This window comes from Paractinoplanes abujensis (genome assembly GCF_014204895.1).
GTDB lineage: Bacteria > Actinomycetota > Actinomycetes > Mycobacteriales > Micromonosporaceae > Actinoplanes > Actinoplanes abujensis.
On the sequence record NZ_JACHMF010000001.1, the window covers coordinates 943,943 to 970,722 of the forward strand.

Annotated in this window: 26 protein-coding genes; 15 read left to right on the forward strand and 11 right to left on the reverse strand. The window is 71.6% G+C overall.

The genetic code is table 11. The features are described 5' to 3' along the window. Positions 1–59: 59 nt before the first annotated feature. Both BKA14_RS03740 and BKA14_RS03745 read left to right on the forward strand, forming a co-directional pair. The gene (locus BKA14_RS03740) at positions 60–1,088 is read left to right on the forward strand and encodes a carbohydrate kinase family protein (protein WP_184949532.1); all 1,029 of its coding nucleotides are present in this window, start codon (positions 60–62) and stop codon (positions 1,086–1,088) included. Then, positions 1,078–2,394: a family 4 glycosyl hydrolase gene (locus tag BKA14_RS03745; RefSeq protein WP_184949533.1), complete on the forward strand. Its 1,317-nt coding sequence runs from the start codon at positions 1,078–1,080 to the stop codon at positions 2,392–2,394. The genes BKA14_RS03740 and BKA14_RS03745 overlap by 11 nt, the downstream gene beginning before the upstream one ends. A gap of 58 nt (positions 2,395–2,452) precedes the next feature. On the opposite strand, the gene BKA14_RS03750 is transcribed toward BKA14_RS03745, so the two are convergent. Both BKA14_RS03750 and BKA14_RS03755 read right to left on the reverse strand, forming a co-directional pair. After that, complete coding sequence (locus tag BKA14_RS03750) at positions 2,453–3,007, reverse strand: RICIN domain-containing protein (protein WP_184949534.1); 555 nt, start codon at positions 3,005–3,007, stop codon at positions 2,453–2,455. Positions 3,008–3,121: 114 nt separating this feature from the next. Next, positions 3,122–3,583 carry a CGNR zinc finger domain-containing protein gene (locus BKA14_RS03755; protein ID WP_184949535.1) on the reverse strand — a complete coding sequence of 154 codons (462 nt, stop codon included), beginning with the start codon at positions 3,581–3,583 and terminating at the stop codon, positions 3,122–3,124. 71 nt (positions 3,584–3,654) lie between these two features. Between BKA14_RS03755 and BKA14_RS03760 the strand changes: the two genes are divergently transcribed. From BKA14_RS03760 to BKA14_RS03775, 4 genes are all read left to right on the forward strand, one after another. Further along, positions 3,655–5,142, forward strand: coding sequence for an MFS transporter (locus tag BKA14_RS03760; RefSeq protein ID WP_239092512.1), 1,488 nt, complete (start codon positions 3,655–3,657; stop codon positions 5,140–5,142). Positions 5,143–5,286: 144 nt separating this feature from the next. Beyond that, the gene (locus BKA14_RS03765; protein ID WP_239092511.1) at positions 5,287–5,808 is read left to right on the forward strand and encodes a redoxin domain-containing protein; all 522 of its coding nucleotides are present in this window, start codon (positions 5,287–5,289) and stop codon (positions 5,806–5,808) included. Positions 5,809–6,035: 227 nt separating this feature from the next. After that, a complete protein-coding gene (locus BKA14_RS03770) occupies positions 6,036–6,719 on the forward strand; it encodes a phosphatase PAP2 family protein (RefSeq protein WP_184949537.1) in 684 nt (227 codons plus the stop codon). Between the two features lie 30 nt (positions 6,720–6,749). Continuing rightward, positions 6,750–7,445, forward strand: a complete 696-nt coding sequence (locus tag BKA14_RS03775; protein WP_184949538.1) for a phosphatase PAP2 family protein — start codon at positions 6,750–6,752, stop codon at positions 7,443–7,445. Here BKA14_RS03775 and BKA14_RS03780 read toward each other — a convergent pair. Together BKA14_RS03780 and BKA14_RS03785 are read right to left on the reverse strand one after the other, a co-directional pair. Beyond that, positions 7,431–8,912, reverse strand: coding sequence for a mannitol dehydrogenase family protein (locus tag BKA14_RS03780; RefSeq protein ID WP_184949539.1), 1,482 nt, complete (start codon positions 8,910–8,912; stop codon positions 7,431–7,433). The two genes, BKA14_RS03775 and BKA14_RS03780, sit on opposite strands and share 15 nt — an antisense overlap. A gap of 804 nt (positions 8,913–9,716) precedes the next feature. Then, on the reverse strand, positions 9,717–10,013 hold the full coding sequence (locus BKA14_RS03785) for a hypothetical protein (RefSeq protein WP_184949540.1): 297 nt from the start codon (positions 10,011–10,013) through the stop codon (positions 9,717–9,719). Positions 10,014–10,050: 37 nt separating this feature from the next. On the opposite strand from BKA14_RS03785, the gene BKA14_RS03790 reads away from it, so the two are divergent. Further along, positions 10,051–11,082, forward strand: a complete 1,032-nt coding sequence (locus BKA14_RS03790; protein WP_184949541.1) for a hypothetical protein — start codon at positions 10,051–10,053, stop codon at positions 11,080–11,082. A 200-nt stretch (positions 11,083–11,282) separates the two neighbouring features. Here BKA14_RS03790 and aceB read toward each other — a convergent pair whose 3' ends face one another. Next, positions 11,283–12,908 (reverse strand): malate synthase A, encoded by a 1,626-nt coding sequence (gene aceB, locus BKA14_RS03795; RefSeq protein ID WP_184949542.1) that lies wholly within the window; start codon positions 12,906–12,908, stop codon positions 11,283–11,285. Then, positions 12,908–14,197 (reverse strand): isocitrate lyase, encoded by a 1,290-nt coding sequence (aceA, locus tag BKA14_RS03800; protein WP_184949543.1) that lies wholly within the window; start codon positions 14,195–14,197, stop codon positions 12,908–12,910. The genes aceB and aceA overlap by 1 nt, the downstream gene beginning before the upstream one ends. Before the next feature lie 123 nt (positions 14,198–14,320). On the opposite strand from aceA, the gene BKA14_RS03805 reads away from it, so the two are divergent. Continuing rightward, on the forward strand, positions 14,321–15,760 hold the full coding sequence (locus BKA14_RS03805) for a helix-turn-helix transcriptional regulator (protein ID WP_184949544.1): 1,440 nt from the start codon (positions 14,321–14,323) through the stop codon (positions 15,758–15,760). Between the two features lie 9 nt (positions 15,761–15,769). Continuing rightward, on the forward strand, positions 15,770–16,672 hold the full coding sequence (locus BKA14_RS03810; RefSeq protein ID WP_184949545.1) for a hypothetical protein: 903 nt from the start codon (positions 15,770–15,772) through the stop codon (positions 16,670–16,672). On the opposite strand, the gene BKA14_RS03815 is transcribed toward BKA14_RS03810, so the two are convergent. Continuing rightward, on the reverse strand, positions 16,619–17,866 hold the full coding sequence (locus BKA14_RS03815) for a sensor domain-containing phosphodiesterase (protein ID WP_184949546.1): 1,248 nt from the start codon (positions 17,864–17,866) through the stop codon (positions 16,619–16,621). The genes BKA14_RS03810 and BKA14_RS03815 overlap by 54 nt on opposite strands. Positions 17,867–18,006: 140 nt before the next feature. Here BKA14_RS03815 and BKA14_RS03820 point away from each other — a divergent pair, with 140 nt between their 5' ends. From BKA14_RS03820 to BKA14_RS03830, 3 genes are read left to right on the forward strand one after another with little or no spacing between them, the layout of a single operon-like run. Then, the gene (locus tag BKA14_RS03820) at positions 18,007–18,756 is read left to right on the forward strand and encodes a lytic polysaccharide monooxygenase (protein ID WP_184949547.1); all 750 of its coding nucleotides are present in this window, start codon (positions 18,007–18,009) and stop codon (positions 18,754–18,756) included. After that, a complete protein-coding gene (locus BKA14_RS03825) occupies positions 18,741–19,286 on the forward strand; it encodes a DUF305 domain-containing protein (RefSeq protein ID WP_239092510.1) in 546 nt (181 codons plus the stop codon). Before BKA14_RS03820 ends, BKA14_RS03825 begins: the two co-directional genes overlap by 16 nt. A gap of 10 nt (positions 19,287–19,296) precedes the next feature. Next, positions 19,297–19,821 (forward strand): GNAT family N-acetyltransferase, encoded by a 525-nt coding sequence (locus BKA14_RS03830; protein ID WP_184949548.1) that lies wholly within the window; start codon positions 19,297–19,299, stop codon positions 19,819–19,821. On the opposite strand, the gene BKA14_RS03835 is transcribed toward BKA14_RS03830, so the two are convergent. Then, the gene (locus BKA14_RS03835; protein WP_184949549.1) at positions 19,811–20,452 is read right to left on the reverse strand and encodes a PilZ domain-containing protein; all 642 of its coding nucleotides are present in this window, start codon (positions 20,450–20,452) and stop codon (positions 19,811–19,813) included. The genes BKA14_RS03830 and BKA14_RS03835 overlap by 11 nt on opposite strands. 110 nt (positions 20,453–20,562) lie before the next feature. Between BKA14_RS03835 and BKA14_RS03840 the strand changes: the two genes are divergently transcribed. Beyond that, positions 20,563–20,838 (forward strand): hypothetical protein, encoded by a 276-nt coding sequence (locus BKA14_RS03840; protein WP_184949550.1) that lies wholly within the window; start codon positions 20,563–20,565, stop codon positions 20,836–20,838. 3 nt (positions 20,839–20,841) lie between these two features. Here the strand turns inward: BKA14_RS03840 and BKA14_RS03845 are convergent, their stop codons facing one another. From BKA14_RS03845 to BKA14_RS03855, 3 genes are all read right to left on the reverse strand, one after another. Then, complete coding sequence (locus BKA14_RS03845) at positions 20,842–21,417, reverse strand: DUF4232 domain-containing protein (RefSeq protein WP_184949551.1); 576 nt, start codon at positions 21,415–21,417, stop codon at positions 20,842–20,844. Positions 21,418–21,506: 89 nt separating this feature from the next. After that, positions 21,507–22,145 (reverse strand): response regulator, encoded by a 639-nt coding sequence (locus BKA14_RS03850; RefSeq protein WP_184949552.1) that lies wholly within the window; start codon positions 22,143–22,145, stop codon positions 21,507–21,509. Then, complete coding sequence (locus BKA14_RS03855) at positions 22,142–23,335, reverse strand: sensor histidine kinase (protein WP_184949553.1); 1,194 nt, start codon at positions 23,333–23,335, stop codon at positions 22,142–22,144. Before BKA14_RS03855 ends, BKA14_RS03850 begins: the two co-directional genes overlap by 4 nt. A 152-nt stretch (positions 23,336–23,487) precedes the next feature. On the opposite strand from BKA14_RS03855, the gene BKA14_RS03860 reads away from it, so the two are divergent. Both BKA14_RS03860 and BKA14_RS03865 read left to right on the forward strand, forming a co-directional pair. Further along, positions 23,488–24,240, forward strand: a complete 753-nt coding sequence (locus BKA14_RS03860; protein WP_203722039.1) for an ABC transporter ATP-binding protein — start codon at positions 23,488–23,490, stop codon at positions 24,238–24,240. Next, a complete protein-coding gene (locus tag BKA14_RS03865; RefSeq protein ID WP_184949555.1) occupies positions 24,237–26,765 on the forward strand; it encodes an ABC transporter permease in 2,529 nt (842 codons plus the stop codon). Before BKA14_RS03860 ends, BKA14_RS03865 begins: the two co-directional genes overlap by 4 nt. The last annotated feature ends 15 nt before the right edge of the window (positions 26,766–26,780 follow it).

The following is a 26,780-nucleotide window of genomic DNA, read 5'->3' on the forward strand; positions in this document are numbered from 1 at the left end:
GAGTGGGGTCGCTCGCCCGGAGCGGCCCCACTACGGCTGACCTCGCATAGGATCTCGAGATGACCCCGGAACTGGACCTGTTCGTCCCCGGTGTCGTCTATCTCGACATCATCTTCACCGGCTTGGAATCTCTGCCCGAGCCGGGCACCGAGGTGTGGGCGTCGGGCATGGGCTCGTGCCCCGGCGGCATCGCCAACCTGGCCGTCGCGGCCGCGCGTCTGGGCCTCGGCACCGGCCTCGGCACGGCGCTGGCCACCGACGCGTACGGGGACTTCTGCGCGCAGATCCTGTGCGACCAGGAAAACATCAACCTCGACGCGTCGCGCCGCATCGACGGGCACTCGCCGGTCACGGTGTCGCTGGCCTACGACCGCGACCGCAGCATGATCACGCACGGGCATCCGTTGCCGGTCGGCGCGGACGGGCTGGTCGGCGAGCTCCCGACCTGCCGCGCGGCCTCGGTGTCGCTGACCAAGGACCGGCTGCCCTGGGTCCGCAAGGCCAAGCAGGCGGGCACGCTGGTGTTCGCCGACGTCGGCTGGGACCCCAGCGCCGAGTGGCCGCCCGAGATGCTGGACATGCTGGAGGACTGCCACGCCTTCGTGCCCAACGCCGTCGAAGCCATGCAGTACACCCGCGCGTCCACGCCGGAAGAAGCCCTGCGCCGGCTGGCCGGGCTGGCCCCGGTCGTGGTGGTGACCTGCGGCGGCGACGGCGTGCTGGCCCACGACGCGCGCACCGGCGAGACCGTGCACGTGCCCGCCGTGCCCGTGCCCGCCCTCGACCCGACCGGCGCCGGCGACGTCTTCACGGCCGGGTTCATCCTGGGCAGCCTGCGGGAGTGGCCGCTGGCCCAGAGCCTCGCCTTCGCCAACCTGATCGCCGGCCTGTCAGTGCAGCACTTCGGCGGTTCGCTGTCCGCGCCCGGCTGGGGCGACATCGCCGACTGGTGGCGTCAGGCCGCCCGGCTGGGCTCGTTCGCCGAGCGGTACGCGTTCCTGGACGACGTGATTCCCGGCGGGGAACAACGCACCGTGCGCCGCGCGGGCGCGACCATCGCCCGACTCTCGGATGCTCATGTCACGTAGGAAACTGGTCATTCTCGGTGGCGGCGGGTTCCGGGTGCCGCTGGTCTACGGCGCGTTGCTCGGACCGGACTCCCCGGTCGACGAGGTCGTGCTGCACGACGTGGACACGGCCCGGCTGTCGGCCATCACGCGGGTGCTGCGCGCCTTCGAGGGCGGCCCGCGCGTCGACGCCACCACCGACCTGACTTCGGCCCTGACCGGGGCGTCGTTCGTGTTCAGCGCGATCCGGGTGCACGGGCTCGAGGGGCGCGTGATCGACGAACGGGTCGCCCTGAACGAGGGGGTGCTCGGGCAGGAGACGGTGGGTGCGGGCGGCATCGCGTACGGGCTGCGAACCGTGCCCGTGGCCCAGGCCATCGCCCGGCGGATCAGTCTCGTCGCGCCCGAGGCGTGGGTCATCAACTTCACGAACCCGGCCGGGCTGGTCACCGAGGCGATGGCCCAGCACCTGGGCGGCCGGGTGATCGGCATCTGCGACTCGCCGTCGGCCCTGGTGCGGCGAGTGGTGCGCGCGCTCGGGGCGTCTCCTTCGTCGGTGGAGATCGAGTACGCCGGGTTGAACCACCTGGGCTGGCTCACCGCCGTCCGGGAGAACGGGATTGACCTGCTGCCCCGGCTGCTGACGACGCCGTCGCGGGCCGAGTCGATCGAGGAGGGCCGGCTTTTCGGAGCCGCCCGCCTGCAGGCGCTGGGGGCCGTGCCCAACGAATACCTGCACTACTACTACGACCATTCGTCGGTGGTGCGGGGCCTGCTCGAAGCCCCGCAGACCCGCGGCGAATATCTGCTGCACCAGCAGCGCGACGTCTACGCGCGGCTGGTCGCGGCCGACGGCGACCCGTTGCAGGCTTGGCAGGCCGCGCGACGGGACCGCGACGCGACGTACATGGCCACCGAAGGCCTGGGGGAACGCGACGCGGCGACGGTCGAGGGCGGCGGCTACGAGGCTGTGGCGCTGGCCCTCATGTCGGCGATCGCGTCGGGCCGGCCCGCCCAGCTCATCCTGAACGTCCGCAACCGGGGCACGCTGCCCGAACTGGACGACGACGCCGTGGTCGAGGTGCCCTGCATCGTGGACGGCTCGGGGGCGCGGCCGCTGCCGACGTCGTTGTTCGCGGGCGGTGTCGACCTGGTGCGGCGGATCAAGGCCACCGACCGGGCCGTGCTGGAGGCGGCGGCCACGGGCTCGCGTGCCGTCGCCGTACGGGCAATGGCCTCCCACCCCCTGATCGACTCGGTGCCGGTGGCGCGGCGGTTGATCGCGGGATATCAGGAGCAGTTGCCGGAGCTCGGCTACTTGAGCTGAGGCCGGCCGCACCCCGCGCGGCCGGCCTCCAGGCTTGTTCGTTCCGATTCGGCTCAGGTCAGGCGAAGGCTTTGATGTGCCACATCTGGTCCAGAGCGCCGTTGCACGGATAGGCGATCGCCTGTACCTCTTCGTTCGGGTTGCCGTTCGGGATGGACAGGCACCTGTTGCTCGCCGGATTGCGGACCGTGTACACGTCGCTGGCGGAGCCCGGGGCTCTGACCACCGACCAGAGCTGAGCCGGATTGCCCGGGATGTTGGTGTATTGGAAGATGGGCCGCGCGAGTGCGTCGACGCCGTTGTTCACGGTTAGGGCCAGCCAGCCCGACGAGTCCGTGGCCAGCGCGTTGCGGAACCGGGCGTAGCCCTTGTCCACGCTGAACTGCCAGCTCTGCTGGGCTGCCGGCTCACCGGCGAAAGTCCGCATGGCCCTTTGCACGACCCGCACACTGTTGTGTGTGGTGTATCCCTCCAGAGCCATACCGGTGGCGACGTTGACGATGCGGCTCCAATCTCCTTGCTGGATGGCCAGGGCGGGCGCGGCGGGGGCGATGATGGCGACGGTGAGACCGGTGACTACGGCGGCCGCGGCTGCGGCGAAGCGGCGAATCATGGAACACATCCTTCTGATCACCGCTGTCGGCCCGCTCTCGATCGACTCTCGCCATCTGGTCCGGCCCGCTCGGCTCCGGATCGAACGGCTTGGCCGTTCAACGAGGCGCGATCGCTATTTCTGCTGGGCCTTGCGACGGCGGAAGGCGGCTGCCCGGGCGCGGTTCTGGCAGGTCAGGCAGCAGAAACGACGCTTGCCGGCGGGGGAGGAGTCCACGTAGACGTCCTCGCACTGGTCATCCGCGCAGATGCCGAGGCGGCCCGGATGCTCAGCCAAGTGGTGGCGTAGCGCCAGCGCGGCCGCCGCCCGGTGAGCCTGTGCCGGGTCGTCGACGGCCCACGCCTCGATCAGCGTGGGGGTCAGCTCGGGCCGGACGGCTGTGCTCTGCAGCAACTCGGTGACCAGCGCGGCCCGGGTCGTGGCGTCGGAAGCGGCGAAGATCGGGTGCAGTTCGTCGGCCAGCGCGGTCTGTGCGGCGCCCGGGCGGGGGGCGCGGCCGTCCATCCGGCACGGCAGGGTGCCCCACTCGTTGACCAGGGTGACCACCTCGGCCATGTCCATCGCTTCCAGCTGCACCCCACCACCGTAACGTAATGAAGCCACTTTTCGCGTTGCAGCGCTGATAACGGTATGGCAGGGTTCATTGCGTGACAGGAGAAAAGGCAAGCACACGGAACTGGCTCGGGCTCGCCGTCCTGGCCCTGCCCTGCCTGCTGGTGTCGCTCGACGCCGAGGTGCTCAACATGGCCGCGCCGCAACTGGCTCGCGATCTGCAGCCGACCGCGGTCCAGCTGCTCTGGATCATGGACAGTTACGTCTTCGTGGTGGCGGGCTTCCTGATCGCCATGGGTGTGCTGGGCGACCGTGTCGGGCGGCGCCGGCTGCTGCTGGTCGGCGCGGCCGCGTTCGCTCTGTCGTCGCTGCTGGCCGCGTTCGCCACCAGCCCTGAGCTGCTCATTGCGGCCCGGGTGCTGATGGGGCTGGCCGGCGCCTCGCTGATGCCGTCGACTCTCGCGCTGATCCGGGCCATGTTCACCGATCCGCGGCAGCTGGCGATCGCGATCGGTGTCTGGAGCGCCTCGTTCTCGCTCGGCGGGCTGGCCGCGCCGCTGATCGGCGGGATCATGCTGGAGCACTTCTGGTGGGGTTCGGTCTTCCTGCTCGCCGTGCCCGCGACCGTGCTGCTCGTCGCGCTGGGGCCGGCGCTGCTGCCCGAGGCTCGCGACACCTCGGCCAAGGGGTTCGACCTCGGCGGCGCGCTGCTCAGCCTGGCCGCGGTTCTCGTTCTCGTGTACGGCATCAAGCGCCTCGCCGCCGGGGGCGGGCAGGCCGTCCCGTTCCTGGCGATCCTGGTCGCGGGCGTCCTGGGCGCGCTGTTCCTGCGCCGGCAGCGCCGCATCCCGCGCCCGCTGCTCGACCTGACCATGTTCCGCGACGCCCGCGTGCGGGTGGCCCTGTCGGCCAACGCGCTCTCGTTCTTCGTGCTGTACGGCACTCAGCTCGCCATCGTGCAGTATCTGCAGGTCGTGCTGGGCCTGTCGCCGTTGCGGGCCGGGCTGTGGGCACTGCCGTCGGTGGTCGCGTTCCTGACCGCGTCGCTGGCCGGGCCGCTGCTGGTGCGGTGGTTCCCGGCCGGTCGGGTGGTCGCGGTGGGCGCCGTCGTGATGGCAACCGGGCATGCCGTGATGGCCCTGGCGCCGTACGGGGGAGGGTTGCCGGCCCTGGTCACCGGCATGGTGGTCGGGGGTCTGGGGCTGGCGCCGGTCTACACGCTCACCACCGATCTGGTCGTTTCCGCCGTACGGCCGGAGCGGGCCGGGATGGCGGCGGCGGTCACGGAGACCGGGGCCGAACTGGGTGGTGCCGTGGGTATCGCCGTGCTGGGCTCGGTGGTTGTGGCGGCGTACCGGGCCGGCGCGCCGGGCCTGCCCGCGGGCTCGACGTTGATGGACGCGGCGGGCGACGGGGCGGCTCTCACCTCGTACGGGAACGCCTTTGCCCTGGTCTCGCTGGTGGCCGCGGCCCTGGTGGCCGGCGCCGCGGTGCTCGCGTTCAAAGTGTTGCGGCCCACACCGGTCGCTGCCGAGCAGCCCGCCGGTGAAACGTCCGATATGGTCGCCTCCGCCCGGCAGTGACGAGCGTCCCGCGCCCGGGTTTGCGCGGGCGCGGTAGACTACATTTCCTATCTGCTAAATAGCATTTGAACGGGTGGCCCGATGAGCGCAGCAGCAATTCCCGAAGCCGGACGGCGTCCGGGCCGGTCTGCCCGTTCCCGCAGGGTGGACCTCCCGCTCGACCGCGACGACATCTGGGATCGTCTGGTCAAACCGGGCGACCGGCTGCCGTCGGCGGTGCTGCTGGAAGCCGACCTCGGCCCCATCCACCTCGACCGGCTGCTGCTGACCGGCCCGATCGTGCTGGTCTTCTTCCCGTACGCGTCGTCCGAGCCGGCCAACGCGGCGCTCGGCGCCTACCAGCGCGCGCTCTGGCCCGCCCTCGGTGCGACCGACGCGCACCTGGTCGCCGTCAGCCCGCAGGTCCCCGAGCGGCTGGCCGAGATCAAGCGCCGCCACGACCTGAGCTTCTTCGTCGCCGCCGACCCCCGCCACCAGCTGATCGACGCGTTCAACCTGGGCTTCCACGCGCCGGGCGCCGACGTGCTGCTCGGCGCCCGCCGCTCGATCCTGCCGTTCCCGGCGGTCGTGGTGGCCGACCGGTCGGGCGTGGTGCGGCACGCCGACGTCCGCCCCGACGGCGCCGCCTACCCCGAGCCGGCCCAGATCCTGGCCGCCGTCCGCTGACCGGCGCTCCCTCGGGCGGGGAGACCACTCACCCCTCGCGCGAGATTCCGCCCCCGGTGAATCAGCGAGTGTGGATCGCAGCGGGTGCGCGGATCGGCACCTGCCTGGTCCCGGCGCCCCTCGCCCCGTGCCGCACGGCGACTTCGCCGTACGGCCTACGGATCTGCTTCGGGAGAAGTGAACGACCGGTGCATCAGGGGTTAATGAACGGGGTATAGCTGGACCCGATGCGAGATCAGGAACATGCCCTCGAGGTGCGCCTGGCGGTGGCCGCCGCCGGCGCCGTCGTGCTCGTCGTGCCCTTCGCCGTGATCGCCGCGCTGATCGTCGGCAACGTCGGCTGGCTGCACGACCTCGACCACGACGTCAGTGCGCCCGTGCACGACTTCTCGCTGGCCCACCCCGCCTGGGCGAGCTTCATGTGGTGGTGGTGCCTGGTCTTCGACCCGTGGACGTGGCGGGCGGCCGCCCTCGCGCTGGTGATCTGGCTCGTCCGGCGCGGGGCGCGGCCCCTGGCGTACTGGGTGGCCATCACGATGATCGCGGGCGGGCTGCTCGGGGTGCTGCTCAAGCTGGTCTTCGAGCGGCAGCGGCCGTCGTTCCTCGATCCGGTGGCCACCGCGGTCGGCTATTCGTTCCCGTCAGGGCACGCCCTCAACAACGCGCTGGGCGCGGCGGTGATCGTGATGGCGTTGTGGTCCTTCGTGCCGCGGCGCCGGCGGCGCTGGCTGGTCGCCGCGGGTATCGCCGTGCCCGCCTTGACCGGGCTGTTCCGCATCGGCCTGGGTGTGCACTGGCTCAGCGACGTGGTCGGCGGCTGGCTGTTCGGCCTGGCCGTCGTGGCCGCGACGACTGCCGCGTTCGTGGCCCGGCGAACCGGATCCCGCAAACTGATCGACGCTCAGGCATAAGCTGAGCCGAGATCGGGTACCAGGGCCGCCATGCCCCCGATCGTCGCGCAAGTAGCCAAGCGCCTGCTGCTACCCGTGACCGTCCTCTTCGGAGTGATGGTCGGGCTCGGCCTGCTCGTGACCCGGGTGGTGAACGACGCTTGGCCGTTCACCACCGAGGACGACATCAACAGCGGGTTCGAGGCCCACCGCACCGCGCCCCTGAACGTGCTCAGCGAGATCGCCAGCCTGATCGGCAGCACCCCGGTGATCATCGCCGTGACCGGGGTGGCCGCGGCCATCCTGCGCTGGAAACTGGGCCGCTGGCGCGAGCCGCTCTACCTCTGCCTGGCCGTCAGCGCGCAGGCCCTGGTCTTCCTGTTCACCACGATGGTGATCAACCGTGATCGCCCGGCCGTGCACCGGATGGACGACTCGCCGCCCACGTCGAGCTTCCCCTCCGGCCACACCTCGGCCGCCGTGGCGCTCTACGTCGGGCTCGCCTTCCTGCTGTTCACGCTGCTGCACCGCACCTGGGCCAAGCGGCTGGCCTGGTTGCTCGTGCTGGTGCCGATCACGGTGGCCACGGCCCGGCTCTACCGCGGCATGCACCACCCGAGCGACGTGACCGCCTCGTTCCTCAACGGCTGCACCTGCGTCGCGATCATGGCGCGGGAGGTGCTGAACCGGGCCGTGGACTGGGCAGTGCCGGCCCGGTTCCGCGGCGCACGCCTAAAGGCTTCCTGACACCAGGGCTTCCAGCGTGGCCTTGGCCCCGCGGGAGTGCAGCGACGACAGGACCGACCGGTACGCCGAGACGAAGCGCTCACTGTCGATCAGGTCACCGAACACCTCACGATCCGCGATGAAGGCCAGCGGGTTGTCGTGCTGCCGCTGGGCCGCCGCGTGCAGCTTGTCGCGCAGCCGGTCGACGATCTCGATCGGCTCGCCCTGCTCGTCGACGCCCTCGTCGTAGCGGGCCCACGAGGCGACCACGGCCGTGGACAGGATGATGTCGCCGCCCGAGTCGAGGTTGTGCCGGATCACCGGCAGCAGCCACTTGGGGATGCGGTCCGAGCTCTCCGCGCAGAGCCGGGCCACCGTGTCCTTGACCTGTGCGTTGGAGAACCGGTCGATCAGCTGGTGCTGGTACTCGTGCAGGTCGATGCCGGGCACCGGCTCCAGCGTCGGCTCGGCCTCGGACTCCATGTACGTGAGCAGGAACTTCGCGAACACCGGGTCGCGGGCCACGTCGTGCACCAGCCGGTAGCCCGACAGGTAGCCGAAGTAGCACAGCGCCTGGTGCGACGCGTTGAGCAGCCGCAACTTCATCAGCTCGTACGGCTCGACCTCCGGCACCACCTGCACGCCCGCGTCCTCCCAGGGCGGGCGGCCGTGGCCGAAGCTGTCCTCCAGAGCCCACTGGGTGAACGGCTCGCACACCACCGGCCAGCCGTCCTCGACCCCGAAGTGCTTGCCCACCTCGGCCCGGTCGTCGTCGGTCGTCACCGGCGTGATCCGGTCGACCATGCTGTTCGGGAAGTGCACATTGCTTTCCATGTACGAGGCCAGGTCGCCCCCGCGCAACGAGGCGAACGCGACGAAGCTGCGCCGGGCCGCGTCCCCGTTGCCCTGGATGTTGTCGCAACTCATGATCGTGAAGGGCGGCAGACCCCGCTCCCGCCGGCGCTCGAGGGCCGCCGTGATCAGGCCGAACGTCGTCCGGGGCTCGTTCGGCAGGGCCAGGTCGTGCTGCACGTCCTTGTTGTCGGCCATGAACTCGCCGGTGACCGCGTTGAAGTTGTACCCGCCCTCGGTCACCGTCAACGAGACGATCCGCACCTGCGGCGCCGCCATCTTCTCGATCACGGCATCCGGGTCGTCCGGGGCGAACAGGTACTCCTTGATCGAACCGATGACCCGCGCCTCCAACGCGCCGTCGGGCGCCTTGACCACCAGCGTGTACAGCCCGTCCTGGGCGTCGAGCACCTGCTGCATGCGCCGGTCGCCCGGCATCACCCCGACCCCGCAGATCGCCCAGTCCAGGGCCTTGCCCTCGTTCATCAGCCGATCCAGATACATCGCCTGATGGGCGCGGTGGAAACCACCCACCCCGAAGTGGACGATGCCGGTGCTCAGCGCGTCCCGATCGTACGAGGGGACGGCGAGGCCGTCGGGCAGATGACGCAGGGTCTCAGCGTTGAGGGGCAGCATGGTGGCTCTTCCTCCCGGCAGTGGATCGGGGATCCCCCACAGCATCCCACTGGAACGTCCAGGTCACCGGCGACCGGCTTGCGGAATCTTCTGATGGCCACGGGTCCCCCCGAGGCGGCTGCAAGGCGTACACGCCGTCATTCGATGCCCGGTTTCACGTTGCGCATGCCCGTTTTCCACAACCGGTCTCCGTACGCTGCCCCTGTGCGGGACACCAACCCGGCCGACGTCATGAAATCCACCGACGGCCGCCTGGTCATGATCGACCCGAACTACGCCGACGGCCGCGGCCTCTACACGGCCGACCCCGACCTGATCGGCCCGCATCCCGGAGCCGGAACGCCGCTACCTGAGCGAGAATCCCCCAGGCGGCCTCGGCCCCCTGGAACCCGGCTAGGAGACCATGCGAGCCGCCCTGGCCGCCGCCGACGTCGTGGGGGGCGGGCTGACCGAGCTCAAGTGATCCCGGGCCGGGCCTCCGTACGCCGTGCGCCCTCGGCTGGCTCTGCCTGCCGCCCCCTAGTCACAGCCGGTCAGGTCGGACAGAGCCTTCGCGGCGCCCGCCGTTCCGTAGGCCCAGCAACCAGCGAATCAACCGGAAGCACTTCTTGGACGGTGATCAGGGCCGTGGTGTCTCCCACCCCGTCAAGGCTTTGGAGTCTTGGGCGCTGATGACGACCGTGACGCCCCGAGTTGCCATTCCGCCCCAGAAACGGCGAGACCGTCGCTCTCGGCGCCGGCGCCGGAAACGAGCCGCGACCCAGGTGACGGCCGCACCGATCGCGGCGGCGACCAGATTGATGACTACCTCCCGAAAATCTTCCACGCGCTCCTCATGGCCCATCTTCGACGGACGGGAGGCCCGGGCTTGGTGTCGCGCCTGTTCAGCGAGCCGAAGACGGCGGCTGCGCGGACGTCGGGGTCGGCCAGACCTGCGCCGCCCTGCGCGAAGTGCTGCGGCGCGCCGGCGATGCGCAATGGCGGATATGGTCGGTTAGCGGCGGCCATGGGATGCAACACCGTCGCCCGAACCTGATCGGTCGCGGACACCTCGGTCACGATGCCGTCGTGCACGACCCGTTCGAGCTGGGCCCTGTTCACGTCGACATCCTGTTGTGAGCGCGATCCAATGGGCGTCATGAGGTCGCCACTGCAGGGTGGGCTGCTGCCGGCGGAGGCGGTGGCCGGGCCGGTCGTGCGGATCGCCTGTGACGAGTCCGGCTTCTCGGGGACCAACCTGCTGCACCCCGGCATGCCGACGATCACGCACGCGAGCGTCGACCTGAGCGCGGCGGAGGCCGCGGACCTGCTCGTACGGCTGGGGGCCGGCTCGGCGTCGCGGGAGCTGAAGTCGGGGCAGTTCCTGCGGGCCGGCCGCGAGGACCGGTTCCAGGAGGCCCTGCGCGGGCGGGCGCTCGTCCATGTGATCAACAAGCGGTTCTTCCTGGTCACGCGCATCGTCGATTTCTTGCTTTACGAGCCCTCGTACGCGGCGGGGACGCGCCTCACGCAAGCTCAGCGGCCGGCCGCCGTCGCGCTGGCCCGGGTCGTACGGGAAAGTCCGGGTTTGTTGCCGGCGTTCGCCGATCTTGTGCGCACCAAGCGGCGGCGCCCGGCGAGCGAGACTGTGCAGCGCTTCCTGGCCGCGGCGGCGCCGGTCGTCGAGGTGGAGCCGGCCCGGGTGTGGGCGTTGGCGGCCCGGCTCGATGACGACGACCGCGAGATCCCGCCGCCGCTGGAACCACTGCTGCCGGCCCTGGCCGAGACGGTGCTGTCGTGGAGCGCAAACGAGCCGGCGCGGGCCGGGACCGGGCCGTGGGGGAGCGGGGACGGGTCGCCGCACGCCGGGGCGGTGCTGTCGGGGAGCGGGAACGAGCCGCGGCCGCCGACGCCGGTCGGGGTGGCGCCGGCGAACGGTGAGAGGCGGGTGCTGGTGACGCATGACGAGCAGAGCGCCCTCACCGCGGATCGGCTGGCCCGGTTGCAGCGTGCGCTCGCCGGGGCCGACGGGGTTTCGCCGCTGGCCGGGTTCGTGATGGCCGACTCCCGCGACGACCCGCGCATCCAGGTGGCCGATCTGCTGGCCGGTGTGGCACGGCGGCTCGGCGTCGAGGACAGCCTCCTGACGCCGACGTCGTGTGGTAGAGCCGACGGGCACGGCGGCGGCTGAAGGCGCGAAGCGACGGACGCGGCCGCTGAGAGGGGTAGAGCGGCGGACGCGACGGCTGAAGGAGGGGCCGAGCGGCGGCGCGGCTGGGAGTGGGGGCAGGTCGGGAGACGCTGCAGCGGGGAGAGGGGCGGACCGCGACGGGCGGGCAGCCGAAGGGCGCGGCCCCGTTTCCCACGGGACCGCGCCCTGGCCCGGGACGATCAGGCGGCGACAGGCGCCTCATCGGGGACCGGGGTGGCTGACCCGCCGGACAGGTGCCGTAAGTAGGCCGGCAGGGTCAGGAACTCGGGGCATGTGCGTTCGGTCAGCAGCACCGTCAGCAGGGTGCGGGCCTGCCCGAAACGCCGGGCCGCGTCCTCGTCCAGCGCGCCCGTCTCGCTGAGCACGTCCACTTCCTCGCGCAGCATGCGGGTGACCAGGGCCGAGTTGACCGGCACGCCGTAGTCGGTCGGGGTGGCCGCGTGGATCCACTGCCACAGCTGGGCCCGGCAGATCTCCGCGGTGGCCGCGTCCTCCATCAGGCCGCCCAGCGCCACCGCGCCGCGACCGTCGAGCCAGGCCGCGATGTAGCGCAGCGCCACGCTGACGTTGTTGCGCAGCGCCACCTCGGTCACCTGCACGCCCGGTGACCGCACGTCGAGCAGTTCGGTCGCGGTAACCCGCACGTCCTCACGCTTGCGCACGATCTGGTGGGGTTCTTCGCCCAGCCACTGGTCGAACACGTCGCGGCACGTCTCGACCAGGCCCGGGTGCGCCACCCAGGAGCCGTCGAAGCCGTCGCCGACTTCGCGCCGCTTGTCCTGGCGCACCTGGTTGAGCGCGCGTTTGGCGGCCACCGGGTCCTTCGACGGCACGACCGCGGCCATTCCGCCGATCGCATGCGCGTTGCGGCGGTGACACGTGCGCACCAGCAATTCGGTGTAGGCCCGCATGAACGGCGCGGTCATCGTCACCTGCGAGCGTTCGGGCAGCACCACCTCGGGCCGGTTCTTGATCATGCTGAACAGGTAGTCCCAGCGGCCCGCGTTCAGGCCGGCCGAGTGTTCGCGCAGTTCGTACAGGATCTCGTCCATCTCGAAGGCCGCGGTGATCGTCTCGATGAGCACCGTCGCGCGGATCGTGCCGCGAGGGATGCCCAGCGCCTCCTGCGCGAAGACGAACACGTCGTTCCACAGCCGCGCCTCGAGGTGCGATTCGAGTTTGGGCAGGTAGAAGTAGGGGCCGCTGCCGCGGTCGAGCTGCCGCTGCGCGCAGTGGAACATGTAGAGCCCGAAGTCGAACAGTGCCGCCGACACCGCCCGGCCGCCGATCCGCAGGTGGCATTCCGGCAGGTGCCAGCCCCGCGGCCGGACCATGATGGTCGGCGTCCACCCGTTGACCTTGTATTCCTTGCCCGACGGGTCGGTGAAGTCGAGCGTGCCGTCGAGTGCGTCGCGCAGGTTGGCCTGTCCGAGCACCACGTTCTCCCAGGTGGGCGACGTGGCGTCCTCGAAGTCGGCCATCCACACCTTGGCCCCGGAGTTGAGCGCGTTGATCGTCATCTTGCGCTCGGGCGGCCCGGTGATCTCCACGCGCCGGTCGAGCAGGTCGTGGGCCGGCGGGGCAACGGTCCACGTGGCGTCGTCGCGGACGTGAGCGGTCGACTCCAGGAAATCCAGCGAGGAGGTACGGGTCGTCCGCCGCCGCCGACGACGCTCCAGCAGTTGGACACGGCGAGCGCCGAACTCCCGGTCGAGCGCCACGACGAACTCGATCGCCGCCGGGGTCAGGATGTCGGCGTACCGGCCGGAAGTCGTACCGGTGATGGTGATTTCCTCGTGGCCCATCAGAACTGCTCCGTCTCGGTCGAGCCCGCCAGGGCAGTCGTGGAGGAGGACGGGTTGAGCGCGGTGGACACGGCGTCGAAGTAGCCCGTGCCGACCTCGGCCTGGTGCTTGGTGGCGGTGTAACCGTCGAGCTCGGCCGCGAACTCGGCCTCCTGCAGCTTCACGTAGGCGGTCATGCCGGTCTCGGCGTAGCCGCGGGCCAGCTCGTACATCGAGTGGTTGAGCGCGTGGAAACCGGCCAGCGTCACGAACTGGAACTTGTAGCCCATCGCGCCGAGCTCCTTCTGGAAGCGGGCGATGTCGGCGTCGTCCAGGTTCTTCTTCCAGTTGAACGAGGGCGAGCAGTTGTAGGCGAGCATCTTGCCCGGGTGCTCCTTGTGCACGGCCTCGGCGAAGGTCTTGGCGAACTCCAGGTCCGGCTTTCCGGTCTCGACCCACAGCAGGTCGGCATAATCCGCGTACGCCACCCCGCGCGCGATGGCCGCCTCGGGCCCGCTGCGCACCCGGAAGAAGCCTTCCGCCGTACGGTCGCCGGTCAGGAACGGCTGGTCGCGCTCGTCGACGTCGGTGGTCAGCAGGTCCGCGGCCAGGGCGTCGGTCCGCGCGATGACCAGCGACGGCACGCCCAGCACGTCGGCCGCCAGGCGGGCCGCGTTCAGCGTGCGGATGTGCTGCGCGGTCGGGATCAGCACCTTGCCGCCCAGGTGGCCGCACTTCTTCTCGCTGGCCAGCTGGTCCTCCCAGTGCACGCCGGCCGCGCCCGCCGCGATCATGGCCTTCATCAGCTCGAACGCGTTGAGCGGGCCGCCGAACCCGGCCTCCGCGTCGGCCACGATGGGGGCGAACCAGTCCCGCTCGTGCTTGCCGCTCGCGGTGTCGATCTGGTCGGCCCGCATCAGCGCGTTGTTGATCCGGCGCACGACCGCGGGCACCGAGTTGGCCGGGTAGAGCGACTGGTCGGGGTACGTGGCGCCGGCCAGGTTGGCGTCGGCCGCGACCTGCCAGCCGCTGAGGTAGATGGCCTTGAGTCCGGCCCGGACCATCTGCGTGGCCTGGCCGCCGGTCAGCGCGCCCAGCGCGTTGATGTAGTCCTCGTTCTGCAGCAGCTCCCACAGCCGCTGCGCGCCGCGCTCGGCCAGGGTGTGCCGCTCCTGGACCGTGCCGCGCAGCTTGACCACGTCGTGCGCGGTGTAGCTGCGCTTGATGCCGAGCCACCGGGGATCGCCGGCCCACGCCCGAGTGAGGTCCGCCGCGGTACCGCCCCGAACTTCGGTCAGCTGATCAGTCATCGCTTTATCCCTTCCGTACCCTGTCGCGTTCTGGGAAGAACTCGACTTTCGCGCACCCCGCAACCCCCTAGGGAGGCGTTTGTGAGCAGAAGAAACGAAAAAATTCTGCTAGCGTCAAAACTTGTGACCGATTCACCTACCGTCGACCTCGTGACCCTCGGCCAGCGCCTGCGTCACCAGCGCAAAGCCAAGGGCATGACCCTCGAGCAGCTCAGCGAGGCCGTCGGCCGGGCGCCGTCGCAGTTGTCGTTGATCGAGAACGGCAAGCGCGAGCCCAAGCTGTCGGTGCTGCAGGCGATCGCGGGGGCGCTCGGTGTGCCCCTGCAGGATCTGCTGCGGCCCGAGGCGCCGTCGCGCCGGGCCGGGCTGGAGATCGACCTCGCCCACTTTCAGCAGTCACCGGCGTACGGGAACCTGGGTCTGCCCGTCGTCAAAGGTGGGCGCCGTCTGCCCGCGGACGCCCTCGAAGCGCTGGTCGGGCTGCACCGGGAACTCAACCGGCGGCTGACCGAGCAGAGCGCCACGCCCGAGGTCGCGCGGCGGGCCAACGCGCAGCTGCGGGTCGACATGCGCGAGCGTGACAACTACTTCCCCGAGATCGAGGAGGCCGCGGCGCGGGTCCTGCGCTCGGTGAGACACACGACCGGGCCGCTCAGTCAGCGCGGCATCCTCGACATCGCGGCGCAACTGGGCTTCTCGTTGCACTACGTGAACGACCTGCCCGGCTCGACGCGCTCGGTGACCGACCTGGCCGGGCGGAAGATCTATCTGCCCCAGGTGGCCAGCGGCAAGGGCCACGACCCGCGCGCGGTGGTGCTGCAGACGCTGGGCCACTTCGTGCTCGGGCACCCCGAGCCGGCCGGCTACGGCGACTTCCTGCGGCAGCGGGTCGAGGCCAATTACTTCGCGGCGGCGCTGCTCATGCCGGAGAACTTCGCGGTCGAGTTCCTGCGCGAGGCCAAGGCCGACCGGGCGCTGGCCATCGACGACTTCCGGGACGCGTTCGGGGTGTCCTACGAGACGGCGGCGCACCGGTTCACGAATCTGGCCACGCATCACTTCGGGATCCCGGTGCACTTCACTCGGGTGCACGAGAGCGGCATCGTCTACAAGGCGTACGAGAACGACGGGGTGCGCTTCCCGGCCGACGTCACCGGGGCCATCGAGGGCCAGCCGATCTGCCGCAAATGGGCGTCCCGCACGATCTTCCAGGCGGACGACCCGTATTCGTCGTTCTACCAGTTCACCGACACGTCGGCCGGCACGTACTGGTGCACCGTCCACATCGAGTCGACGCGCTCGGGCGAATTCTCGGTCACGGTCGGCACGCCGTACGAGCACGCGCGCTGGTTCCGCGGCGGAGACACCTCCCGCCGTACGGTCTCCCGCTGCCCCGACCCCGCCTGCTGCCGCCGCCCGCCCGCCGCGCTGGTCGACCGCTGGGCGGGCCACGCCTGGCCCAGCGCCCGTGTGCACTCCCACCTGCTCGCGGCGTTGCCTCCGGGCACGTTCCCGGGCGTCGACGAGCAGGACGTCTACGAGTTCCTCGATCGGCGTGCCTAAGCTTCTGCGGTGAGCGCGCGGGTGGTGGCCGGGGCCGTGGCATGGGCGGGGGCGGCCCTGTGGGCGTACGGGATGGCGGTTCTGCAGCCGCTCTGCGAGCCCGGGTCGGTGTACTGGGAGGTCGCCGAGAACAACTCCTACTGGGCCCGGGACATCCGGTGGAGCGCGATCCTCGCCGTGACTGCCGCGCTGTGGGCGGTCACGCGTAGCGGCACCGCGGTCGCCGTCGGCATGGTGTGGCTCTGCGCCGACCTGGCGCTCGACCGGATGGATCCCGGCGGCGCCACCCGCACGGCCGTCACGGTGAGCGCCGGGCTGATCCTGACCGCGGTCGTCGCGTTGTTCGGGCGTCCGCCGGGCCGCCGCCGCGGGCTGACGTGGGTCGCGCTGGCCTGCGTGTTCGCCGCGAGCTTCGTCGCCCGGCTGGAGTCGCCCAGTGACACCGAGCCGCAGCTGGGCCCGTCCCGCCTGGCCGCCTTCGCGTTGCTGACCGCGGCGGCCGCGTTCTGCCTGACGGTCGCCCGCTACCACTGGTGGGCCACCGCCGGGGTGGTCGCGCTGCTGGCGCCGGCCCTCGTGCCGGGCGTGCCCCTGTGGCTGCCGTTCGCGCTGCTCGTGCCGGCCGCGACCGGGATCGTGCTGTGGCGCCGGCCCGGGGCGGGCCGCGGTGCGCTGATCGCGACCGTGGTGGCGTTGCCGATCACCGTCGTGGTTCTGTTCGTGCTGCTGCTGCAGGCGGCGCGCCCGTTCACGGCCCTGGCCGGCAACGAGCCGATCGCCGGCGCCGACTCCGACCCGTCGCTGGTGCTGAACGCGGTGCTCCTGGCCCTGCTGTGGTTCGCCGCCGTGCGCTGGTTCTCAACCCACCAGCAGTTCCGGCGTGCGCACGGGGGCGAGCCAGCGCAGCAGTGACCGGGCGGCCTCCACCACCAGGGCGCGGTCGTGCGTGAGGGCGAAGTCGAACCGCCGCTCGCCCTGGGGCCCGTCGTCGCCCAGGTCCCGCGCCACCAGCGCGGCCGCCCGGTGCGGGCCGACCACGATCACGTTCCATTCGCCGCGCAGCGAGTCGTCGTCGCCCAGGCAGGCGCCACGCACGCCCGGTGCCGGCTCGTCGGTGAGTCCGGTACCGAACGCGGCCACCAGCGGACTGCTGGTCGCGATCCGGGCGAAGCGGCGTTCGGTGGCCGGCGTGAAGTGACGGGCGTCCTGGAAACAGGCGAGCAGAACCGAGGGTTCGCCCCCGTCGGCGGCCAGGGCCTCGAGGTGGCGGCTCATCGGCATGAGCTGAGCCTTGGTCGTCCGGGCCAGGGGCCGCCGGTCTCCCACGATGCCGAACGGGGTGCGCGGGTCGGCGCGGGGCGGCGTGATCAGCGGAAGGGAGGCGCTCGGCCCGGTCGGCCCGGTCAGCGGGGCCGGACGCCCGAAGTGCCAGCCTTGCCCGACGGTCGCGCCCATCGTCCGGGCCACGGCCAGGTGCTCCTCGGTCTCGATGCCCTCGGCCAGCACGACCGCGCCGCTCGTCTCCGCGTAGGCGGCGACCGCGGCCACGACCCGGGCGGTGTGCGGGTCGCCCGGCGCCCGCAGCAGCGCCATGTCGAGCTTGATCACGTCGGGGTGCACGAACGGCATGAGGGCCAGCGACATGGGGTCGGCGCCGACGTCGTCGAGCGCCACGCCCCAGCCGGCCGTCCGGCACGCCGCCGCGGCGGTGAGCAGGCCCGAGGGGTCGACGGCGATGGCCCGCTCGGTCATCTCGGTCACGACGCGCAGGTGGTGCCGGGCGTAGGCGACGACGGGGGCCAGGTCGGCCGGGCAGGCGGTGCGCGCGGCGGCCGGCTCCATGTTGACGAACCAGCTCAGCGCCGGGTCGAGCCCGGCCGTGAGCGCGGCCTCGTACGCCCGGGCCCGGCAGATCCAATCGAGCTCGGTCTCCCGCCCGGCGGCGCGGGCGGCCGCGAACAGGGTGGCCGGCGATTCCCACGGGCTGTGGGCGGGGCCGCGGCTGAGCGCCTCGTAACCCAGCACACGGCCGGAGGCGATCTCGACCAGTGGCTGGAAGAGCGTGGTCACCGCACGCCGGTCGAGGACGTCATGGATGTCTGGCACCAGGGGCATATCGGCGGTATTCCCCACGAAATCAAGAAAAGTCTTAGCCCCCTTTACTGTTAACACTCTTTAACTTATGTTGGTCGATACCTGGTGCCGGGCCCCCACCCGGTACGCCGGTTCCCCGTGAGGAGTTCGTCATGAGACGCAGCTTCACCTTGCCCGCCCTGACCGTCGCCGCGACCGCGGCCGCCCTGACCGTGGGGGTCTCCCCGGCCTCGGCCCACGGCTACATCTCGTCCCCGCCCAGCCGCCAGGCCAACTGCGCGAGCGGCGCCGTGGCCAACTGCGGCGACATCGTCTACGAGCCGCAGAGTGTCGAGGCGGCCAAGGGCTCGATGCAGTGCAACGGCGGCGGCAGCCGGTTCGCCGTGCTCAACGACAACAGCCGCAACTGGCCCGCCGCGTCCGTCGGGCAGACGGTCACCTTCAACTGGGTGCTGACGGCCCGGCACTCGACCACCACCTGGGAATACTTCATCGGCAACACCAAGCTGGCCACGTTCAACGACGGCGGCGCGCAGCCCGGCGCCACCAAGTCGCACACGGTGAACATGGCCGGCTTCAGCGGCCGGCAGACGGTGCTGGCCCGGTGGAACGTCGCCGACACCGCGATGGCCTTCTACTCGTGCGTCGACGTGAACATCGGCGGCGGCGGTGGCAACCCGCCCACCACGCCCCCGACGACTCCGCCGACCAACCCGCCCACGACGCCCCCGACGACGCCGCCGACCAACCCGCCCGCGAGCGGCACCTGGCGCGCCGGAGTGGCCTACTCGCCGGGCAACACGGTCACCTACAACGGCCGCTCGTACACCTGCCGCCAGGCGCACACGTCGCTGACCGGCTGGGAACCGCCGAACGTGCCCGCGCTGTGGGCCGCCGCCTAGCTGCGGCCGTTCTGGCCGTAACGGTCCTGGTCTCCGGCTGCACCGCGCAGCCGGAGACCCCGGCCCCCGCCTTCAACGCCACCGACGTGATGTTCCTGCAGATGGCGCTGACCCAGATCGACGAAGGCGCACCGGTCGCCGAACTGGCCGGGCAGCGCGCCACCGACCCGCGCCTGCGCACCCTGGCCACCGAACTGCTCACCCAGTGGCGCGAGGAGTCCGGCCCGATGCAACGCTGGCTCGTCGGCTGGCAGCAGCCACGGGAGGCGAACCCGTCCGCCGGCGCCCACGCGGGCCACGGCGACCTGCACAGCCTGCGGGAGTCCGACGTCGGCGAGCTCAAAGCGGCCACGGGCACGACCTTCGACCGTACGGCGGTCAGTTTGCTCCTGGGTCACCTCGGCAACTGTGTCGAGACCGCCCGCATGGGCGCGACCGGCGGTGCCTACCCGCCCGCGCGCACGATGGGCGAGACCGTCACCCAGCGCCGCCAGGCCCAGATCCAGACGCTGCTGAGGATGGCCGCATAGGGTGCACGGCATGCCCGTGCTGATCCCGCCCACCGTCACCCTGCACGAGTCCTGGCTCGCGGCCCGCGACGAGTGGCCGCCCGGGGCCCACATGGACGGCCACGGCGTACGGGAAACCGACGACGTCGACTCCGCGCACGGCTTCGCGACCTGGGTGGCCGACCTGCACGCCCAGGCCGACCCGGCGATCCCGCCCGTGCCCGGCTGGGTGCACTGCACCTACCGCTGGATCGTCGAGGACGACGCATACCTGGGGTCGATCGCGCTGCGGCACACGCTCAACACGATGCTGTTCGAGGCGGGCGGGCACATCGGCTACGGCATCCGTCCCTCGGCCCGCCGCCGGGGTCTGGCCTCGTGGGCGCTGACGCAGACTCTGGACACGGCCCGGGCGATGGGCCTGGACCGCGTGCTGATCAGCTGCAACCCGGCCAACGTGGCCTCGGCCCGCGTGATCGAGTCCCACGGCGGCGTCCACGAGGACACCCGTACGGCCGGCGCGCACACGGTCAAGCGCTACTGGATCACTCTCTGACCGTCCGGCGGCGTTCGCCGATCTCCCACGCCGTCACGTACTGGCGGATCAGGTGGGCCTGCTCCGGGTCGGCGGTGAAGGTGAGGATCAGGTGCCGGCCCACGTCACCGGCCCGGGCCTCCCGGACGGCGTGCACCTCGCTGTCGAGCTCGACCTCGCCGGTGCCCAGCCACAGGGTGGCCCGCAGCCGGTCGCCCGGCGCGAACGACAGGGCCGGATCGATCCAGCACCGGAGTCCGCTCTCGCTGATGTCCAGCAGCGCCGCGGCCGCGGTCGCGCCGTCCGCACCGCGCCTCAGCTGAACGGCCGCTCCGGCCCCGCCCCGCACGAACTGGCGGCGATTGTCCGGCCGGGCCGGGCCGACGGGCTGGAACCGCCAGCGCGACGGGTCCTCCACGTCCAGGATCCGGCACGTCAGCACGACGCGGGAGTGCGGCGTGGCCCAGAAGACGTCGAGTTCCTGACCCGCCTCGAGCGGACCGCTGATTCCCGGTGGGCGATCGGCGCTGAACGTGTCACCGTCGGCCGATTCCAGCCGGGAGGGCAGACTCGTGCCCTCCGACGCGACCAGAAAGAGCGGGGTGCCCGTCGCGGGCAGCGTGACGGTCCCCGGGCCGGCTTCCGCACCCATGACTCACCTCATCAACGTCGCACGGAGTGGTCTTCACCCCGTTCGGCCGTTCCGGCCGGCACCTGAGCGCCACGCCGCGAGCGAGCGCTACTGGTCTAGTCTCGCTGATCATGGAACTGCAGAGCTGGCACCTCGTCGTTGTCGTCGCCCTGGCCGCCGCGGCTGTCTGGGCTGTCCGGGTCGCCGGGCAGCGGGCCCTGGCCGTCCTGGCCGTCGCCTTCGTGCTGGTCAGCGGCTGGCTTCTGAACACCCTGGTGCTCGACGAGGCCTACCTGGAACCCGATCTCAACAGCCGGCTCGACGCTGCGCTGCTGATCGCCGCCCCGGCCCTGATCGGCGTGGGCCTGGGCGTCCTCGCCGTGCGCCGCCGCCGCTCCGCGCCCTGACCGTCAGAACCAGGCCCCGGCCTCGAGCCGCCGGGTGTTGCCCAGGTCGAGCGACGACGGCAGCGACACGAACTGGCGGGTCCTCCCCGCCGACACGGCCACCGCCAGCGACTCCCCGGTGTCCGACCCGCCGCCGACGTCGGTGACGGTGTTACGCCAGGACAGCACGGAGATCGCGCTGGTGCCCGGCTTCAGCACCTTCTCTCCGGGGGCCGCGGTCCAGTGCACGCTCGGCACGACGTCGATCCGCAACGGCCGCCCGTCCTCGTCGAGCACGACGATTTCCGGCCGTCCCTTCACCACGTACGGCTTGGAGCCGCAGTTGCGAACGGTGAGCACCATCTCCCGGTAGCCCATCGCCGCCTCCCCGCGCTCCGCCGTGACGAGCAGGCCGATCACCGAACACGCGGACACCGCCTCGACCGCCACCGCCTGACCCGGAACGACCGTCGGCGGGACCGGGACACTGGTTGCCGGTGAAGCCGACGGCATCAGCGCACCGGGCGCCCGCCACGGCTCCGTGCACGCGGCCATCAGCGGCACAGCCAGCAACGCACCGATCCATCGCAGTCCCCGCACGCCGCCGATCATGCCGCACGGCCGCCAGGGCTTACTGCGGCCGTGGAACCCTTGCGCATGCTGGAGCAGCAGCGTGGGAACCTCCGGGGTCAGCCGAGGAGGCGGCGTTCCCAGGCCCAGGCGGCGATCTCCACCCGGTTGCGGGCGTTGATCTTCGTCATGACGCTGCCCACGTGGGTCTTCACGGTGCCGATCGAGATGAACAGCTGGGACGCGATCTCGGCGTTCGTCAGCCCCTTGGCGGCCAGCCGCACCACGTCCAGCTCGCGCGGGGACAGGCCGCCGTCGTCGTTGGTGGGGGCGGGGGGTGAGAGGTGTTCGAGCAGGCGCACGGTGATGGAGGGGCTGATCAGGGCGTCGCCCGAGACGGCGGCCCGGACCGCCTCGACCAGCAGGGCCGGGCCCGAGTCCTTCAGCAGGAAGCCGGCCGCGCCGTTGCGGAGGGCCTGATGGACGTACTCGTCCAGGTCGAAGGTGGTTACCACGACCACTTTGACGGGGTCGGTGACGCCGGGGCCGGAGAGCAGGCGCAGCGCTTCCAGGCCGTCCATCTTGGGCATGCGGATGTCGAGCAGGGCCACGTCCGGCTTGAGTTTGCGGGCCATGGCCACGGCTTCGACCCCGTCGCTGGCCTCGCCGACGACCTCCATGTCGGGCTGCGCGCCGATGATCATGCCGAAGCCCGTACGGACCATGGCCTGGTCGTCGGCGATCAGTACGCGGATCATGAGCTCGTCCTCGGGTCGATCGGGAACGCGGCGTCGACGACCCAGCCGCCCTCGATGCCGGGCATGGCCGAGATGCGGCCGCCGACCGCGCGGACCCGTTCGGTCAGGCCCACGAGACCGTACCCCGGACGATCACGCGGCGCGGGCGTGCGGGCCGGAACCACGCCGTCGTTGGCCACCCGCACCAGCAGCCACTCGGGCGTACGCCGGATCCAGATGTCGGCGGCGCCGGCGGCGGGGGCGTGCTGGCGCACGTTGGTCAGCGCCTCCATCACCACCCGGTAGGCCGAGGTGGAAAGTTCGACGGGCAGCCCGTCGAGCGCGCCGTCCAGGTGCATCCGGGCTTTGATGCTGCCCGCCGCGTTGAACTGTTCGATCAGCGTGCCGAGGTCGTGCACCCCGGCCACGGGGGCCAGCGGCGCGTCGGGCTTCGACTCGGGGTCGCGCAGCACGCCCACCATGCGCCGCATCGACGCCATGGTCTCGGCCCCGGCCTGTTCGATCTGGTCGAGGGCCTGCAGAACCCGTTGCGGGTCCTGCTCGGCGATGAATTTCGCGCCCTGGGCCTGGACGACGATGCCGGTCACGTGGTGGGCGATGAAGTCGTGCAGGTCCCGCGCGAACTCGGCGCGCTGCTCGGCCCGTACGGCGTCGAACGCCCGCTGCCGGGAGCTCTCGATGATGCGCAGGTAGATCCCGAGCCCGATGGCGGCCGCGGCGGCCAGAGCCTGGATCAGGCCGAAGATGACGTACGCGGCGTCCTGCCCGGCCCGCAACGGCATGAAGCTGACCGCGGCCCCGACCACGATGAGCGCGGTGAACCCCAGACCGGCGGTGGAGTGCCGGGCCACCACGTAGCAGACGCCCAGCAGCGCCGCCGACTCGGCGAGACCCCAGCTCGTGCCGTACCCGCCGTCCGACGCCGCCAGCGCCCCCGAGGCCAGGGTGGCCAGCAGCGAGACGCCGCCCACGGCCATGGCCGTCTTGGGCAGCCGGGTCGAGCGGGGCCGGTGCACCGGCAGCCAGACCGCGGCCGCCGCGATCGCGAGGAGAACCCTGATCAGGCCCAGCAGTTCGGAGTCGCGCAGCAGGCCCTGGGCGACGTCGAAGATGCCGAGCAGCGCCATCGCGCCCAGCGCGGCCAGCTGGGCGATGCGGCGCAGCACCATCCGGTTCGAGTTGTTCTGCATCGTCACCCAGCGTATGCGCTGGTGCGGGGTGGCCCATCGGCCGAAAGACAGATCCACCGCCGGTTACGAGCCTGGCCCGCGGCCGATGTGCCGACCGACCGGCTGCGCCCATGATCTGCCACGACGGAAACGACCCGAGTGGGAGACAGAGAATGCTGACGCAGAGCGTGGACACGTTGGCCGCGGTCGCCGCCGTGGATCTGGTCAAGGTCTACGGCAGCGGCGACACCGCGGTGCGGGCGCTCGACGGTGTGACCGTCGGGTTCGCCCGGGCCCAGTTCACCGCGATCATGGGGCCGTCCGGGTCGGGCAAGTCCACCCTGATGCACTGCCTGGCCGGGCTGGACACGGCCACCTCGGGGCAGGCCCTGCTGGGCGGCACCGACCTGACCAAGCAGAGCGACAAGGTGCTGACCAAGGTGCGCCGCGAGCGGATCGGGTTCGTGTTCCAGGCGTTCAACCTGCTGCCGCAGCTGACCGCGGCGCAGAACATCACGCTGCCGCTCGAGCTGTCCGGCCGTAAACCCGACCCCCACCTGTACGCCCACCTGACCGAGACGCTGGGCATCGGGGCCCGCCTCGACCACCGCCCGGGCGAACTGTCGGGCGGCCAGCAGCAGCGTGTGGCCCTGGCCCGGGCGTTGATGTCGCGGCCCGAGGTCGTGTTCGCCGACGAGCCCACCGGCAACCTGGATTCCCGCTCCGGCGCCGAGGTGCTGCTGTTCCTGCGCAACTCCGTCCGGGAACTGGGGCAGACGATCGTCATGGTGACCCACGACCCGGGCGCCGCCGCGTACGCGGACCGGGTCGTGCTGCTGGCCGACGGCCGGGTCGCGGGCGAGATCGACCGCCCCGACATCGCCTCGGTCACCGACGCCCTGCAGAGCCTGGCGGTCGCACGATGAGTGTGCTGCGCACCCAGCTCCGCGGCGTCGCCCGCCGCCCGTCCCGCCTGCTGCTGACCGGTCTGGCCGTGCTGGTCGTCTCGTTCGTCGTGTACGCCACGGTGCTCGCGCAGCAGATCACCGAGCGCAGCGTGCTCAACGGCCTCAGCGGCACCCCCGAGGCGGCCGGCGTGGTCGTGCAGAACGGCACTGTCACCTCGGCCGAGCTGGCCGCCGTCAGCAAGATCCCCGGCGTCGAGGAGGCGGTCGGCCGCGTCGAGAACGGCACCCAGGTCGGCGGCGAGTATCTGGCCCTGCTCGGCGACCCCGGCACCGGCCCGCTGGCCATGGCCACGGTGAGCGAGGGGCGCTATCCGTCCCGGCCGGGCGAGATCGCGGTCACCCCGCGCACGGTCGAGCGGATGGGCATCAAACCCGGCAGCACCGTGAACGCGCAGATCCGCTACGACGAGGACGGCAAACCCCTGGCGCCGTCCAAGCTCACGGTGGTGGGCGTGGTGCAGGTCCGCGACGACTACGGCTTCCAGGCGTACGCACCCACGAGCGCGCTCCTGAAGCTGGGCGGCTACGACTTCCTCAACCGGATCGAGATGCGCCTGGCCCCCGGCGCCGACGCGACCACGGTGATCGACCAGGTCGGCGCGGTCCTCGCGAAGTCCAAGATCCCGTCGGAGGAGCGGCCCCAGGTGCAGGACGGCGCCACCGTGCGGCACGAGGAGGCCGAGGCGGCCGCGGAAGAGGTCAACACGATCTTCGCGGTGATCGCCATGTTCGTCGCGATCGCCGTGGTGGCCGCGGGCCTGGTCGCCACGTCCACGTTCCGCATCGTGTTCGCCCAGCGGATGCGCCAGCTGGCGCTGCTGCGGGCGGTCGGCGCAGGCCGCGGCCCCATCGTCCGGGCCCTGGCCGTCGAGGGTGCCCTGACCGGCCTGGCCACGGGTCTGACGGGCGTGCTGATCGCGCTCGGCGCGGGTCATCTGCTCCCGGTCGTGGCGGGCTGGTTCGGCAAGAACATCTCCTCGCCCGGCTTCCCGGTCCCGGCCGCGCTGCTCACCGTGCTGCTCGCCGTCTTCCTGACGGTCGTGGCCGTGCTCGCCCCGGCCGTCTCGGCGTCGCGGGTGTCGCCGCTGGAGGCCCTGCGCGGCTCCGGCACCACCGGCGCCCGCCGCGACATCGGCAAGCTGCGCTGGGCCACCGGCATCGTGCTCGTCCTGGGGGCCGTGCTCACGGCCGCCTACATCGTCACGAACCTGCCCGGCCGCGACGACGAGGACTACCGGGCCCAGCCCATGCTGTTCGCGCTGGTCGCCTCGGGCGCGCTGGCCTTCTTCGCGCTCGTCACGCTGGGCCCGGTGCTGGTGCGGCCGGTGCTCGCGCTGATCGGCTGGCCGCTGCGCCGGTCGAGCCCGGTGGGCCGGCTGGCCGCCGGGGGAGTGGGCGCCGCCCCGCGCCGGGCCGCCGCCGTCTCGGTCGTGGTCGCGCTCGGGGTCACGCTGATCGCGGGCACGCTGGTCGGCGGGGCGTCGCTGCGGGAACTGGCCGACCGTGAGCTGGCCGCGTCGGTGCCCGCCGACTACGAGATGCTCGGCGTCGACGAGGCCCGGGTCCCGGTGGCGCTGGCCGAGCAGCTCAAGCAGCGCGACGAGCTCACCGACGTCACCCCGTACCGGCGGATGGAGGTCAAGCTGGGCGCGACCGACGGCTTGGCCGTGACCGACCTCAAGATGTCGGCGCTGCCCGAACTGGAGAAGCTCGATCTCACCGCGGGTTCGCTGGCCGACCTGGGCCCGGGCAAGGTGGTGCTCTCCGGTTTCGGCGCCGGCAACAGCGGCAAGAAGGTCGGCGACCAGATCCAGCTGTCGGCGGGCCGGCGCACCGTCAGCCTGACGGTGGTGGCTCAGTTCGCCGGGGACGCGCCGCTGCACGCCTCGGCCGTGGTCGACCCGGCCGACCTGACCAAGCTGGGCGCCCCGGCCACGTTCTCGGGGGTGCTGGCCAACGCCAAGGCGGCCGGCGAGACCGGGCGCACCAACGGCAACCGGGCGATCCAGGACGCGCAGGTCGCGGCGGGCGGCAAGTGGCGGGTCGACGTGCTGGCCGATCAGCGTGACCAGCTCAACGACAACGTCACCATGCTGCTGATCATCGCGGTCGGCCTGGTCGGGCTGACCGTGATCATCGCGGTGGTCGGGGTGGGCACGACGACCGCGCTGTCGGTGGTCGAGCGGGTCCGCGAATCCGGGGTGCTGCGCGCGGTCGGCCTCTCGCGGAGCGGCCTGCGCACGATGCTGACGACGGAGTCCGCGCTCTACGGGGCGATCGGCGCCGTGGTCGGGCTGGCCCTGGGAATCCCGTACGCCTGGCTGGCCGTCAAGGCACTCGGCCTGAACGCGCCCTTCTCGATGCCGTACGGGCAGCTGGCGATCGTGTTCCTCGTCCTCGTCGCGATGACCGCGCTGGCCGGGGTGCTGCCCGCCCGCCGCGCGGCCAAGGTGAGCCCGGTGGCGGCCCTGGGTTCGGAGTAATTCGCGTGCGCGAAG